The organism is Actinokineospora sp., from assembly GCF_050699995.1.
GTDB lineage: Bacteria > Actinomycetota > Actinomycetes > Mycobacteriales > Pseudonocardiaceae > Actinokineospora.
Map to the genome: position 1 here is coordinate 14,436 of NZ_JBOHGC010000421.1, position 13,302 is coordinate 27,737.

Here is a 13,302-nt window from a genome sequence, read left to right on the forward strand (position 1 = left end):
GCCCGAGCTCGAGGTTGGTGGACGTCACATGATCACGTTCCTGATGGTGGTGGTCGCCGCCACGCTGCTGTACGCGGCGCGGCGGAGGAAGAGATCACCCCATTCGCGCAAGCGGCTCACGATGCTCGCCGTCATCGGCATCATCGGGCTGCAAGCGGTGATCGGCAGTCCCGCGATGGCGCAGGACAACAGCTGCGTCCCCAACCCGGAGCGCCCCGGCGCGGGCATGGTCGGCGCCCTCGACCCGCCGCAGGGCAACGGCGCGCCCGACAGCCCGTACCTGATCTACGGCTACGCCGGCATGGTCTGGCACGTCTACGACGAATCGTGCGGCGGGCTCGTCCCCAACGGCGTGAGCGACCCCGGCTCCACGATCGACACGTGGGCGGGCAACGAGCTGTTCAACATCGCCAAGAACATCATCGGCGCCACCAACTCGCTGCACTACACGCTGCTCAACGGCGGCGTCCTCGGCGGACTGAACGAGCAGATCGGCAAGGCCGCCGACTCGGTCTTCAACAACCTCTACACGCAGCTGTTCAGCCTGTTCATGCTGGTTCTCGCCGTGCTGATGTTCCGGCAGATCTGGAAGGGCGACCTGGCCACAGTCAGCAAACGTGCTCTCTTCGCGTTCGCCGGCATGTGGCTGGCGGCGTCGTCGTTCGTGCTGGTCAGCAACTACGAACGCATCGACGACGTCATCGTGCGCACCACGACCGCCATCCAGGGTGGTTTCGTCGACAACGCGGAAGACCGCGGCGTTGTGCACGTCCTGCCGACGCAGCTTCACAACAAGGTCATCTACGAGAACTGGCTGCGCGGCGAGTTCGGCAGTCCCGACGACCCGAAGGCCGCCGAGTTCGGCAGGCGCCTGCTCGACGCCCAGGCCTGGACGCGTGACGACATCGTCTCCGGACGCGACGCCGACAACAACGCCGAGCAGGCCAAGAAGAACGAGTACAAGCAGATCGCCACCCAGCTCGGGTCCGCGACCGGCTACTTCAAGGGCACCGACGGCAGTCGCACCGGCGCGGGCATCCTCGCGATGTTCCAGTCGATCGTGTACTCCCTGTTCCAGCTCTTCGCGAAGCTAGCCGTACTGCTCGCGCAGCTGCTGCTGCGGATCCTTGCCCTGACCGCCCCGGTGATCGGTTTGGTGGCCTTGATCCACCACGACATCCTGCGCAAGGTCGGGCGCGCGGTCGGCGCGGTCGTGCTCAACGTGTTGATCCTGGCCATTCTCGCGGGCATCCACTTCAAGTTCCTCGAAATGATCTTCTCGCCCGAGGCCAAGCTGTCGCTGCTCACGCAGATGCTCTTGGCGGCCATCGTCACCCTGGTGTTCTTCCTCGTGGGACGCCCGATGCGGCGCATGTGGCAGATGCTGGAGATGTCGGTCGGCGCGGCGGGCGCGTCCATGCCCGCCGCCGGGGTCGGAGTCTTCTCCCGGTTCCGCCGCAACAAGCACGAGGGCTCGACCCCGCAGGACGAGTTCTGGGACACGGTCCGCGACGGCGAGGACGGCGAGTCCACCGGGCTGGCCAAACACAGCCAGGGCAACCGCAGGCCCCGACCCGAGGCGAGCAACCCGGTCACCGCGACCGCCCAGCGGATGGACACGCCGCGGGCCGCCATCGGCGCACCGCGCCAGGCTCTTGAGTCGTCCATCACCCGGCTCGGACCCGGCGACCACGACGTCGTCCTGCCCGGAGCCCCGCGGCCCGGCCGCGGTGGTCCGGCGACGATCGTGCGGGCGAGCAGCCGCGTGGTCGACACCGTGCCGGTCGCCGACCGCAACTGGGACCGCGGCGAGGACGCCGTCGTCATCCCGTCGCGGGTGCCGAACACCGAGTACGCCACACCCGAGGCGATCAGCAGTCCCCGCCCCGCGGACGTGGAGATGGTCGCGGGCCGCCCCGTGCACGTCGTCTACCGGCCCTCGCGCGGACTTGAGGTCGCCGAGACGCCGCGGCGGATGCCGCTGCACGACGGTCCGCGCGAGACCGACTCGGTGGTGAGGTAGCCCGATGCCGATCCGCACCAACCGCGGCCGTGCCGCGGTCTACCGAAAACTCTGGGGCTGGCCGATGCGCTCGCCCAAGCACCTCGCGATGACCGCGGTGATCGCGGCGGTGCTGATCACCGGGCTGGGCATCGTCATCCCGAAGTTGGCGGGCAAGAATGGCCTTCCCGCCTCCGCGTCCACCACGTCAGGCCGTCCTGGTTCGGCCACCACCTACCTGGGCCGGCCCCCGCAGCCCGGTGTCACCTCGGCGCCGACGTCGCTGCCGACGCGGCTGCCGTCGCCGACCCAGCAGCCGTCCTCGGCCCCCGCGGCCCCGGAGGCGCTCGACACCGCCATCGCGTGGGCGGAGGCCTGGGTGTTCCACCCCGCGGGCACCACCACCGAGCGGTGGATCGACCGGCTGCGCCCGCACACCACCGAGGAATACCTGCTCGGGAAGCTCACCACGGTGGAGCCGGCGAACGTGCCCGCGAACGCGGTCACCGGCCGGGCCGAGGTCAAGAACTCGTCCGTGGGCGCCGTCGAAGTCGAGGTGCCCACCGACAACGGAACGTTGCACATCACGGTCATCAAGACCGACAAGGGCTGGCGGGTCTCGGAACACAAGCGGGTGGGCTGATGCGGGCGACAGTGATGATCGGCGCGCTCGCGGCGGGCGGACTAGTCGTCGCCATCACGGCGGGCGTACTCACCGTCGTGCAGAAAGACCAGATGGCCGACGCGATGCGCGTGGCCACGGTGTCGTGCAACGCCACGCTGGGCCCGGCGACGACCGGGCCGGCGGGCTCGGGCGGGGCCGACGCGGCGCGACTCACCGATGATCAGCGCGGCACGGTCGCACTGATCATCGCGATCGGCAAGCAGCGCAACCTGGCCCCCCGCGCCTGGCAGGTCGCGATTCAGGCCGGGATGACCGAGTCGGGCCTGCGCAGCCTGAACTACGGCGACCGCGATTCCCTGGGCATCTTCCAGATGCGCCCGTCGATGGGGTGGGGTTCGCCCGCCCAGGTCACCGACCCGACGTACGCGGTCAACAAGTTCTACGACGTCCTGCTCAACGTCGACGACTGGGAGAACCAGCGCCCAGGGGAGTCCGCGCAGGACGTCGAGCGCTCCGCGTTCCCCGACCGGTACCACCGGTGGGAGGCGATGGCCGCGCACCTCATCGGCACGCTGGGCGAGGTCGTCAACGCCACCGGCTGCGGCCAGGGCGTCGGCAACCTGCTCCCCGCGCCGACCGCGGCGGCCGGGGCGGCGATCAACTGGGCGCTCGGCCAGCAGGGCAAGCCGTACCAGTGGGGCGCGCTGACCACGCACCAGAACTCGTTCGACTGCTCAAGCCTGATGCTGCAGGCCTACCGGTCCTCCGGGATCACGCTCCCGCGCACCTCCCGCGAGCAGTACTGGGCGGGGGCGATGCTGCCGGTCGAGCAGGCGCAGCCCGGCGACCTGGTGTTCTGGGCCTACGACCGGAGCGACCCCCGCACGATCCACCACGTCGCCATGTACATGGGCGACGGCCGGATCGTCGAGGCGCAGCAGAACGGTGTGCCCGTGCACATTCGGCCGTTCAAGTTCACCGAAGGCGGTCTGATGGCCCAAGCCGTCCGGCCGGGGGTCTGAGAGAGAAGTCGACATGAGCGAGCTTGCGAGCGAATCAATGTCACAGTGCCTTCGCGACTGGAGCCACCGAACCTGTGAGGTGGCCGCATGAGCATGTACGCGCCCGATCCGCTTCCCCGCCACGCGGGCCCACCCGCGTCGTGCACCCCGATCCGCGACTTCCTCAACTCCGCGCCCAGGCCCGGGGTCAGCGAGGGCTACGCGGTGCTGCCGCGCGGGCTCGCCGAGGGCATGCCGCTGCCGTGGCAGCAGGCGATGTCGCACCTGCTGCACGAGTTCCACCAGGTGTACGCGCACCTGAGCTGGCCGGAGTACCGCGTCGTGCCGTCGCGCCGGGAGCGGCTGGTCGACCTCGACGAGGAGCAGCTGGCCGAGGTCGGCTGCCTGGTGGAGATCGACGTCGACGGCGAACTGGTGTACCGGGAGCGCAACGGCAAGCGGATCGAGGACCCGGAGCGGCACGAGGTGCTGGTCTCCTGCCTGGACCCGATTCCGAGCCAGCACCTCAACGCGAACCAGGACACTCCGCCGCGTGGTTTCCCGGTGCAACAGGGCCCGCACTGGGGTTAGCTGGACCCATGACCACTGACCCGAACCCGGACCCCGGCTGGTACTACAACACCCGCACCGGACAGGTCGAGCACGGCGAGGTCGGCCGCGCCATCGACCGGCTCGGCCCCTACCCCGACCGCGCCACCGCCGAGCGCGCCCTGCAGATCGCCCGCGAACGCACCGAAGCCGCCGACAAGGCCGATCGCGCCTGGTCCGGCGAGGACGACTAACCCGCCCACCCACCCGAGTGGGTAGGGTGCGGGGGTGAACTCGCGGGTGATCGGGACGGACGGCGCCGAGGTCGACTTCGGGCGGGTGCGCGCGGATTTCAGTCTGCCGACGCAGTTCCCGGCCGCGGCGCTGGCCGAGGCGGAGCGAGCGGTGTCCGACGGGCCGAGAGGCGACCGGGCCGACGCGACCGCGCTGCCCCTGGTGACCATCGATCCGCCCGGCGCCAAGGACCTCGACCAGGCGATGTTCGTCGAGCGGGTCGGTGACGGCTTCCGGCTGCACTACGCCATCGCCGACCTCGGCGCGTTCGTCGTGCCCGGCGGCGCCCTCGACACCGAGGTCCGCAAACGCGGGCAGACCATGTACCTGCCCGACGGCAACGTCCCGCTCCACCCGACCGTGCTGTCCGAGGGCATGGCGAGCCTGCTGCCCGACCAGGTCAGCCCGGCCGCCCTGTGGACGATCGAACTCGGCGCCGACGGCGAGCCGACTTCGGCCACCATCCGGCGCGCGTGGATCAAGTCCGTCGCCCAGTTCGACTACGAGACCGTGCAGGCGGCCATCGACGCGGGCGACCCGCACCCGTCCATCGCCGCGCTTCCCGAGCTGGGCAAGCTGCGCCGCGAGCACGCCGTGAAGCGCGGCGCGGTCGAGTTGCAGCTGCCTGAGCAGGAAGTCGAGCCCGACGGCGCGGGCGGCTGGCGGCTTGTGCTGCGCCCGCGCACCCAGGTCGACGCCTGGAACGCGGAGATCTCGCTGCTCACCGGCATGTCCGCGGCCAAGATCATGCTCGACGCCGGCGTCGGTGTCCTGCGCACACTGCCCGACCCGGACGACAACGCGATCACCTGGCTGCGCCGTTCCGCGAAGAACCTGGGCATCGACTGGCCGGAGGACCGCTCCGCCGCCGAACTGCTCGCCGACCTCGACCCGTCGCGGCCCGACGCGCTGGCCCTGTTCATGGACGCCACCCGGCTGCTGCGCGGCGCGGGCTACACCGTCTTCGACGGCCAGACCCCCGGGCTGAGCACGCACGCGGGTATCGCCGCGTCGTACGCCCATGTCACCGCGCCGCTGCGCAGGCTGGTCGACCGGTTCGGCACCGAGATCTGCCTCGCGGTCTGCGCGGGCGAGGAAGTGCCCGCCTGGGTGCGCGAGGCGCTGCCCGCGCTGCCCGCGCTCATGGAGGGCTCCGACAGCCTCGCGAGCAAGGTCGACCGCGCCTGCCTCGACCAGGTCGAGGCGTGGGTGCTCAGCGACCGGGTCGGCCACGTGTTCGACGCGGTGGTGCTGCGCAGCGACACCAACTCCGCGGAGATCTTCATCCCCGAGCCGCCGGTGCTGGACCGGTGTCCGGGGGAGGGGCTGCCCGAAGGCGAGACCATCCGGGTCCGGCTGACGGCGGCCGTGGTGGCTGAGCGCAGGGTCGAGTTCGAACGGGTGGAGGACGCGTGACCGAGGTCAGTCAGCTCAAGGTCGGGGTGCTGGGCGGGACCGGGCCGCAGGGCCGGGGCCTGGCGCTGCGCTGGGCGCGCGCCGGCATCAGCGTCGTGCTCGGCTCCCGTTCCGCGGAGCGGGCTGAGGCCGCCGCCGCCGAACTGCGGGACCTCGCGGGCGTGGACGCGATCACCGGGCTGGACAACGCCGCGTGCGCCGCCGCGGCCGACGTCGTCCTGGTCGCCGTGCCCTGGGACGGGCACCGCGACCTGCTGGAGTCGCTGCGCTTGGAACTCGCGCAGAAGATCGTCATCGACTGCGTGAACCCGCTCGGCTTCGACAAGCAGGGCCCGTTCGCCCTGCCGGTCGAGGAGGGCAGCGCCGCGCAGCAGGCCGCGCTGGTGCTTGCGGAGTCGCGGGTGACCGCGGCGTTCCACCATGTCTCCGCGGTGCTGCTCGCCGACCTCGGCGTGTCCGAAGTGGACATCGACGTGCTCGTGCTGGGCGACGACCGCGAGGCCACCGACACGGTGCGCGCGCTGGCCGACGCCATCCCGGGCATGCGCGGCGTCTACGGCGGCAGGCTGCGCAACGCGCATCAGGTGGAAGCCTTCACCGCCAACCTGATCGCCATCAACAAGCGCTACAAGGCGCACGCGGGTATCCGCGTCACGGACCTGTGATCGTGCATTTCGACGACCTCGGCGAGCCGGTCCCGCTGACCGGGACCCCGTCGCGGGTGGTCAGTCTCGTGCCGTCGCTGACCGAGGCGGTCGAGACGTCCGCGCCCGGTTTGCTCATCGGAGCGACGGACTACTGCACGCATCCGCCCACGTTGGACGTGCCGAGGGTGGGCGGGTCGAAGTACCCGACCGTCGACGCCGTGCTCGACCTGCGGCCGGACCTGGTGATCGCCAACTCGGAGGAGAACCGGCCCGAGGACGTCGAACGGCTGCGTGCTGACGGTGTCGCGGTGTGGGTGACCCGGGCGGCCGACACAGTTCCGGTGGGCCTGGCGTCGATCCGCAGGCTACTCACCCAGGGCCTTGGGCTGTCCGAACCGGACTGGCTGCCTGCCGCCGAGGCGGCGTGGCACCACGTGGAGCCGGTGCGCGCGACCGCGGTGGTCCCGGTCTGGCGCAAGCCGTGGGTCGTCGTCGGTCGCGACACGTTCGCGGGCGACATGCTGCTCCGGCTCGGTGTCGCCAACGCCTATGCGAACCATGCCGACCGCTACCCGCGTCCGACGCTGGCCGAGCTGAACGCCACCTCCGCCGAGTTGGCCGTGCTGCCCGACGAGCCGTACAAGTTCACCGCCACCGACGGGCCGGAGGCATTCCCGGACAAGCGATCCGTGCTGGTCAACGGCCGATACCTGACCTGGTGCGGCCCGTCTCTGGTGGCCGCTCGCGAGTCCCTGAGCGCGGAGATAGCCAAGGTCTGCTGAAAAACTTGTGCATACCCAAGAAATTGCGTAGGCTCGCGTTATGACCAACGTGCTGCTTGTGCTGACCTCTGCCGCTTCGCTCGGCGGACACCCGACAGGTGTCTGGCTGGAGGAGTTCACCGTCCCGCTCCACGCTTTCCACGCTGCGGGCTTCACAGTCGACGTGGCCTCCGTCCTCGGCGGTACTCCGCCGATCGATCCGGCGAGCGGGTCGGGCGGCCCGAGGGACACCCTCGCGCTCGCCGAGGTGGACCCCACCGCTTACGACGCGGTCTTGCTGGTCGGCGGCCATGGCGCGATGGCCGACTTCCCGGACAACCCGGCCCTCGCCGAGGTGCTGCGCAACACCGACGTGGTGGCCGCGGTCTGCCACGGCTCCGCGGGCCTGCTCAACGTCCCCGAACTGGTCGACGGCAAGGTTGTGACCGTGTTCAGCGACAGCGAGGAGACGGCCGCGGGCGCCGCCGCGATCATCCCGTTCTCCTTGGCGCGCAAGATGGTCGAGTTGGGCGCCAACGTCGAGGCGGGCGACCCGTTCACCAGTTCGGTGCGTCAGGACGGCAAGCTCCTGACCGGCCAGAACCCGCAGTCGTCCGGCGCTCTCGCCGACCTGGTGGTGCGGGCACTGCGATGACCGACCTGTTGGCCGCCCTCCCGCTGCGCGAGCGCAAACGCGCCCGCGTGCGGGTGGGGCTGTGGTCGCACCTGGTGGACCGGATCGAGAAGACGCCGTTCGCCGAGGTGTCGGTCAAGGAGTTGGCGGCGGCGGTCGAGGTCTCGGAGCCGACGTTCTTCAGCCACTTCCCGAACAAGGCCGACCTGCTCGGCTATCACATCTGCTTGTGGCGCATCAGAATGCTGCTCGCCTCGGCGGTGGCGGGGGAGGGACGCGAGTTCCTGCTGCGGTTCTTCGACGAGACCGCGAAGTCCATTGTGGATGGACCGAGGATGTGGTTCGAGATCACCGCGGAGATCGCGCGCGGCGGCGGTCTCTGCGCGCCCCAGGAGATCTCGGCCGCCGAGCGGCTGCTGGCCTTCGGCGATCCGGCGGCCTTGGAGATCGCGGTGACCCCGCAGGCCGACCTGTTCGAGCACCACCTGAGGGTGGCAGGCCTGGCCGATGTCCCGGCGGCGGTCACCGCACTGCTGACGGGCTTCTACGGTGTCCCGCTGGCGCTGGGCGAAGGCAGGCTCGACCAGCTCGCCGACGCCTACCGCGACCACGTCACCCGCGTGGTGTGAGACCTCAGCCGGTCCGGAACTCGTCGGTGGCTTCACGAAGTGCTTGCAGGACACCGGGATCGCTGACGGCGTGGCCCGCGGTGGGCAAGGTCAGCAGCGAGTCCGGCCACACCTGGCGCAGCTGCCATGCCGTCACCGGCGGGCACACGATGTCGTAGCGGCCCTGGATGATCCGACCCGGGATGCCCGCCAGCATGCCCGCGTCGCGGATCAGCTGGTCGTCATCGAGCCAGCCGCCCTGGGTGAAGTAGTGCAACGCGAGCCGGGCGAACGGCACGGCGAACGACGGTGCCGCGTACTGGGCGGTCAGGGCCGGGTTCGGGGCCAGTGAAACCGTCGCGCCCTCCCAGTTGCTCCACGCCAGTGCCGCGCGGGTGCGCAGTTCCTCGTCTTCGCCGAACACCAGGTCCCGGTAGGTGTTGAGCGGGTCCGCGCCGGTCGGGACCAACGCGGCGAACTCGGCCCACGCCTCGGGGAACAGCGCGCAGGCGCCACCCCGGTACAGCCAGTCCAACTCGCTGGGCCGCAACAGGAAGACCCCGCGCAGAATGATCTCGCTGACCCGCCCGGGATGGGTTTCGGCGTACGCCACGGCGAGCGTCGCACCCCAGGAGCCGCCGAACAGCTGCCAGCGCTCGATGCCCAGGTGTTCGCGCAGCCGCTCCATGTCCGCGACCAGATGCCACGTCGTGTTGGCCGACAGGTCGGCGTCCGGCTCACTCACATGCGGGGTGCTGCGCCCGGACCCGCGCTGGTCGAACAGGACGATCCGGTAGGCGCTCGGGTCGAAGTGCCTGCGCTGGACCGGGTTGGTGCCCGCACCCGGCCCGCCGTGGAGGACCACCACCGGCTTGCCGTCGGGGTTGCCGCTGACCTCCCAGTACACGCGGTGCCCGTCGCCGACGTCGAGCGTTCCGTGCTCGTGCGGCTCGATACCGGGATACAGGACGTCCATGCACCCATGCTGCACTACGCCTAGGGTCGTCGACATGGCGATCGCACAATTCGGCAAGGAGACTTCGTCCCGCGGAGAGTTCGTTCGGCAGCCCAACCGGTTCACCGAGCGGATCACCGCGGACGGCTCGTCGGGCAGGCGGCCGGAGCCCGGGCGGTACCGGCTGATCGTGAGCCTGGCGTGTCCGTGGGCGCACCGGGCGGTCATCGTGGCGGGAGTTCCACGCCCCTGGGGCGCCTGACCTGTATCCGTCGGCGTTGCGTTCGGAGATCGACTCGTTGATCGAGCCGATCTTCCACGACGTCAACAACGGTGTGTACAAGGCGGGGTTCGCCACCGGGCAGGCGGCTTACGAGGTGGCGTACTCAGCGTTGTTCGAGGAGCTTGATCGGCTGTCTTCGCGGCTGGAGCGGTCGCGGTATCTGGTGGGGGATCAGATCACTGAGGTGGACATTCGCTTGTTCACCACGCTGGTTCGCTTTGACGCGGTCTATCACGGGCACTTCAAGTGCAATCGCGAGAAGCTGTCTGAGATGCCGGTGCTGTGGGCGTATGCGCGGGATCTTTTTCAGACGCCGGGGTTTGGGTCGACGGTCGACTTCGATCACATCAAGCGGCATTACTACGGGACCCATCCGAAGATCAACCCGACGGGGGTTGTTCCGGTGGGGCCGGATGCCGCTGCCTGGTTGTTGCCACCCGGGCGTGATCACTGGAGTTGATCAGGGGGTGCCTGTTTTTTTCGGGGTGGACCAAGCCCGGCCGCATGGCGTTCAGCCACACGGCCGGGCTTGAAATCTGTTAGTGGAAGGCGTGTTCCGGTGCGGGGAACTCTCGGCCTCGCACGTCCGCCGCGAACTGTTCGGCGGCGTTCAGAAGGACTCCCGCCACATCCGCGTAGCGCTTGACGAACCTCGGGGCCTTCGCCCTTCGCATGCCCGCCATGTCCTGCCAGACCAAGACCTGCGCGTCGCAGTCCGGGCCCGCGCCGATGCCCACGGTGGGGATGTGGAGTTCGTGGGTGACCTTCTTGGCCACATCGGCGGGCACCATCTCCATGACCACGGCGAACGCCCCGGCCTCCTGCAGCGCCACCGCGTCGGCCAGGACGTTGTCGCCCGCGTCGCCTCGGCCCTGGACTCGGTAGCCGCCCAGGTTGTGTTCGCTCTGGGGGGTGAAGCCGATGTGGCCCATGACCGGGATGCCCGCGTTGGTGATGGCCCGCACGTGCGGCGCGAACGCCTTGCCGCCCTCGAGTTTCACCGCGTGGGCGCGGCCTTCCTTCATGAAGCGGATGGCCGTGGCCAGCGCCTGCTCAGGGGAGATCTGGTAGGAGCCGAACGGCAGGTCGGCGACCACAAGAGCCCGCTTCGCCGACCGTGTCACGGCCGCCACCAGCGGAATCAGCTCGTCGACCGTCACCGGCAGCGACGTCTCGTACCCATAGACGTTGTTCGAGGCCGAGTCGCCGACAAGGAGCACGGGGATCCCGGCCTCGTCGAACAGTTCGGCCGTGTACATGTCGTATGCGGTGAGCATCGGCCACGGTTCGCCGCGCTCCTTGAGCTCCTGCAGGTGGTGGATCCGGACCCGCTTGGCATGCTTCGCGCCTTGCGCTGCGGCGGCACCCGTCCCATAGGGAGCGGCTACTTCGGCGGAGTTCTTCTCAGCGGACATCGCTGTCGACCGTCCTTCCCTCGAAGCCCGCGTCGTCGCAGGTCCCCGGGTAATTGCGGATGGCTTACAGGTAAAGCGTGACAGTCCGCCGATTGACAAGCGACTCGGTGGGACGAGGGTCACAGGAGACGGAAACAACACCGACTCGGCGGGCCGGTAAACCAGTCCCGCCGGTGAACTCCCGAGTCCACGCACGTCCTGATCAGGAACCCTCTCGCCAAGCGCTGGTGATCGGGAGGCGGCGGTCGCGGCCGAAGGCCTTGAAGCTGATCTTCGTGCCCGGTGGGTACTGGCGCCGCTTGTACTCGGCCCGGTCGACCATCCGCAGGACCCGGTCGATGAGCTCAGGCTCGAAGCCCGCCTTGATCAGGTCGTCGTAGCCGCGGTCGCCCTCGATGTAGTCGTCCAGGACGTCGTCGAGGAGGTCGTAGTCCGGGAGGGAGTCGCTGTCCATCTGGCCGGGGCGCAGTTCCGCCGACGGGGGCTTGACGATCGAGTTCTCGGGGATCGGCGGGACTTCGCCGCGCTTCTCGGCTTCGGCGTTGCGCCACTTGGCCAGTTCCCACACCAAGGTCTTCGGGACGTCCTTGATCGGGGCGAAGCCGCCGACCGCGTCGCCGTAGATCGTGGAGTAGCCGACCGCCAGTTCCGTCTTGTTGCCCGTCGCCAGGACCAGGTGGCCGTGTTGGTTCGACAGGCCCATCAGCGTGACGCCGCGGCAGCGGGCCTGGACGTTCTCCTCGGCCAGACCCGTCAGGCCCAGTTGCCCGACGAACTGCTCGACCATCCCGGCGATCGGCTGTTCCGAGTAGTGCAGGCCGGTGCGTTCGGCCAGGTCCGCCGCGTCCGAGCGGGAGTGGTCCGAGGAGTACACCGACGGCATCGATACCCCGTACACCGCGTCCGCCCCGAGCGCGTCCACTGACAGCGCGGCGCACACCGCCGAGTCGATGCCGCCCGACAGGCCCATCACGACCGAGCGGAAGCCGTTCTTCTGCGCGTAGTCCCGCAGGCCCGTGACCAGCGCCGCCCACACCTCGGCCTCGTCGGGCAGCGGCTCCGCGACGCCGGGGGAGTGCTGCGGCTCGTAGCCGGGCACGGGGTCCGGTGACACCGTCACGCGGCGGACGGTGAAGGTGTCGACCACCTCGGCGTCCGTGCGGGTCGCGCCGCCGGGGATGTCCAGGTCGATGACCATCAGGTGCTCGACGAACTGCGGCGCGCGCGCCAACAGGGTGCCGTCGACGCCGACGACCATCGAGTCGCCGTCGAAGACGAGGTCGTCCTGCCCGCCCACCTGGTTCACGTAGACCAGCGGCGCGCCTGCCTCGCGGGCACGGCGGGCCACCAGCGGCAACCGGATGTCGTCCTTGTCGCGTTCATACGGGGAGGCGTTCGGCGACACCACGAGGTCGACCCCGGCCCGGCCGAGCCCGGCGATGGGTCCGCCCTCCTGCCAGATGTCCTCGCAGATCGCCATGCCGATCTCCAGCCCGCGGACCTTCACGATGTCCAGGTTCTGGCCGGGCATGAAGTAGCGGCGCTCGTCGAACACGCCGAAGTTGGGCAGGTGGTGCTTGTACTGCCGCGCCACCACCGCACCACCGTGCAACACGGCCGCGGCGTTGCGCGGGCCGACGTCGTCAAGGTCGAGGTACCCGGCCCACACCGGGATGTCGCCGCAGCCCGCCTCGGCCAGCGCGACCGCCAGAGAGTCGAGCGCGGCCCGCGACGCGTGCCCGAAGGACGCGCGCATCGCGAGGTCCTCGACCGGATACCCGGTCAGCACCATCTCGGGGAACACCACCAGGTGCGCCCCGGCCTCCACAGCCTTGCGAGTCCACTCGACGACCGTGGCGGCGTTGCCCGCCAGATCGCCCACAGTGGGGTTGACCTGGGCCAATGCGATCCGAAGCTGCGGCATACCGTCATCCTCCACCATGTTTTCGCCCCTGAGGCGAAAATGTGACGGGAGTCAGACTAGCCCCAAGGCCGTGTAGTTAAGTTTTTGTCGTCGCTGTCAAGATCTTTGGTGGGGCGAGGATGTCGATGGTCAGGGTGGCTTTGTAGCTGGTCCGGTCGATGATCGGGCCTCTGGCTTGGTATTTGGAG

13 protein-coding genes and 1 pseudogene are annotated in these 13,302 nt (G+C 69.7%); 11 read left to right on the forward strand and 3 right to left on the reverse strand.

Features of this window, described 5'->3' with window-relative positions; translation table 11 throughout:
• Window positions 1-28: 28 nt before the first annotated feature.
• The 10 genes from ACRDSQ_RS20750 to ACRDSQ_RS20795 all read left to right on the forward strand — a co-directional run bounded on the left by ACRDSQ_RS20750 (window position 29) and on the right by ACRDSQ_RS20795 (window position 8,558).
• Complete coding sequence (locus tag ACRDSQ_RS20750; protein WP_431423356.1) at window positions 29-2,023, forward strand: hypothetical protein; 1,995 nt, start codon at window positions 29-31, stop codon at window positions 2,021-2,023.
• Window positions 2,024-2,027: 4 nt separating this feature from the next.
• Window positions 2,028-2,645, forward strand: coding sequence for a hypothetical protein (locus ACRDSQ_RS20755; protein WP_431423357.1), 618 nt, complete (start codon window positions 2,028-2,030; stop codon window positions 2,643-2,645).
• Window positions 2,645-3,649: a C40 family peptidase gene (locus tag ACRDSQ_RS20760; RefSeq protein ID WP_431423358.1), complete on the forward strand. Its 1,005-nt coding sequence runs from the start codon at window positions 2,645-2,647 to the stop codon at window positions 3,647-3,649. The genes ACRDSQ_RS20755 and ACRDSQ_RS20760 overlap by 1 nt, the downstream gene beginning before the upstream one ends.
• Before the next feature lie 87 nt (window positions 3,650-3,736).
• A complete protein-coding gene (locus ACRDSQ_RS20765; RefSeq protein WP_431423359.1) occupies window positions 3,737-4,219 on the forward strand; it encodes a hypothetical protein in 483 nt (160 codons plus the stop codon).
• An 8-nt stretch (window positions 4,220-4,227) separates the two neighbouring features.
• Complete coding sequence (locus ACRDSQ_RS20770) at window positions 4,228-4,431, forward strand: hypothetical protein (protein WP_431423361.1); 204 nt, start codon at window positions 4,228-4,230, stop codon at window positions 4,429-4,431.
• 46 nt (window positions 4,432-4,477) lie between these two features.
• A complete protein-coding gene (locus ACRDSQ_RS20775) occupies window positions 4,478-5,887 on the forward strand; it encodes an RNB domain-containing ribonuclease (protein WP_431423372.1) in 1,410 nt (469 codons plus the stop codon).
• On the forward strand, window positions 5,884-6,552 hold the full coding sequence (gene npdG / locus ACRDSQ_RS20780; protein WP_431423362.1) for an NADPH-dependent F420 reductase: 669 nt from the start codon (window positions 5,884-5,886) through the stop codon (window positions 6,550-6,552). The genes ACRDSQ_RS20775 and npdG overlap by 4 nt, the downstream gene beginning before the upstream one ends.
• Window positions 6,552-7,316: a helical backbone metal receptor gene (locus ACRDSQ_RS20785; RefSeq protein WP_431423374.1), complete on the forward strand. Its 765-nt coding sequence runs from the start codon at window positions 6,552-6,554 to the stop codon at window positions 7,314-7,316. The genes npdG and ACRDSQ_RS20785 overlap by 1 nt, the downstream gene beginning before the upstream one ends.
• Window positions 7,317-7,356: 40 nt before the next feature.
• Window positions 7,357-7,950 carry a type 1 glutamine amidotransferase domain-containing protein gene (locus ACRDSQ_RS20790; protein WP_431423364.1) on the forward strand — a complete coding sequence of 198 codons (594 nt, stop codon included), beginning with the start codon at window positions 7,357-7,359 and terminating at the stop codon, window positions 7,948-7,950.
• Window positions 7,947-8,558: a TetR/AcrR family transcriptional regulator gene (locus tag ACRDSQ_RS20795; protein ID WP_431423366.1), complete on the forward strand. Its 612-nt coding sequence runs from the start codon at window positions 7,947-7,949 to the stop codon at window positions 8,556-8,558. Before ACRDSQ_RS20790 ends, ACRDSQ_RS20795 begins: the two co-directional genes overlap by 4 nt.
• A 4-nt stretch (window positions 8,559-8,562) precedes the next feature.
• Here the strand turns inward: ACRDSQ_RS20795 and pip are convergent, their stop codons facing one another.
• Window positions 8,563-9,513, reverse strand: a complete 951-nt coding sequence (pip, locus tag ACRDSQ_RS20800; RefSeq protein ID WP_431423368.1) for a prolyl aminopeptidase — start codon at window positions 9,511-9,513, stop codon at window positions 8,563-8,565.
• Between the two features lie 34 nt (window positions 9,514-9,547).
• Between pip and ACRDSQ_RS20805 the strand changes: the two are divergent.
• Window positions 9,548-10,235: pseudogene (locus ACRDSQ_RS20805) on the forward strand (glutathione S-transferase C-terminal domain-containing protein).
• Between the two features lie 79 nt (window positions 10,236-10,314).
• On the opposite strand, the gene panB reads toward ACRDSQ_RS20805, so the two are convergent.
• Together panB and ACRDSQ_RS20815 are read right to left on the reverse strand one after the other, a co-directional pair.
• On the reverse strand, window positions 10,315-11,190 hold the full coding sequence (panB, locus tag ACRDSQ_RS20810; protein ID WP_431423369.1) for a 3-methyl-2-oxobutanoate hydroxymethyltransferase: 876 nt from the start codon (window positions 11,188-11,190) through the stop codon (window positions 10,315-10,317).
• 202 nt (window positions 11,191-11,392) lie between these two features.
• Window positions 11,393-13,114, reverse strand: coding sequence for an NAD+ synthase (locus tag ACRDSQ_RS20815; RefSeq protein WP_431423370.1), 1,722 nt, complete (start codon window positions 13,112-13,114; stop codon window positions 11,393-11,395).
• Window positions 13,115-13,302: the final 188 nt, after the last annotated feature.

Coding starts and splice junctions, on each gene's coding strand:
- ACRDSQ_RS20795 (WP_431423366.1), top strand. CDS start 7,947: ATGACCGACCTGTTGGCCGCCCTCCCGCTGCGCGAGCGCAAACGCGCC.
- ACRDSQ_RS20790 (WP_431423364.1), top strand. CDS start 7,357: ATGACCAACGTGCTGCTTGTGCTGACCTCTGCCGCTTCGCTCGGCGGA.
- panB (WP_431423369.1), bottom strand. CDS start 11,190: ATGTCCGCTGAGAAGAACTCCGCCGAAGTAGCCGCTCCCTATGGGACG.
- ACRDSQ_RS20770 (WP_431423361.1), top strand. CDS start 4,228: ATGACCACTGACCCGAACCCGGACCCCGGCTGGTACTACAACACCCGC.
- ACRDSQ_RS20750 (WP_431423356.1), top strand. CDS start 29: ATGATCACGTTCCTGATGGTGGTGGTCGCCGCCACGCTGCTGTACGCG.
- ACRDSQ_RS20755 (WP_431423357.1), top strand. CDS start 2,028: ATGCCGATCCGCACCAACCGCGGCCGTGCCGCGGTCTACCGAAAACTC.
- ACRDSQ_RS20765 (WP_431423359.1), top strand. CDS start 3,737: ATGAGCATGTACGCGCCCGATCCGCTTCCCCGCCACGCGGGCCCACCC.
- ACRDSQ_RS20760 (WP_431423358.1), top strand. CDS start 2,645: ATGCGGGCGACAGTGATGATCGGCGCGCTCGCGGCGGGCGGACTAGTC.
- ACRDSQ_RS20815 (WP_431423370.1), bottom strand. CDS start 13,114: ATGCCGCAGCTTCGGATCGCATTGGCCCAGGTCAACCCCACTGTGGGC.
- pip (WP_431423368.1), bottom strand. CDS start 9,513: ATGGACGTCCTGTATCCCGGTATCGAGCCGCACGAGCACGGAACGCTC.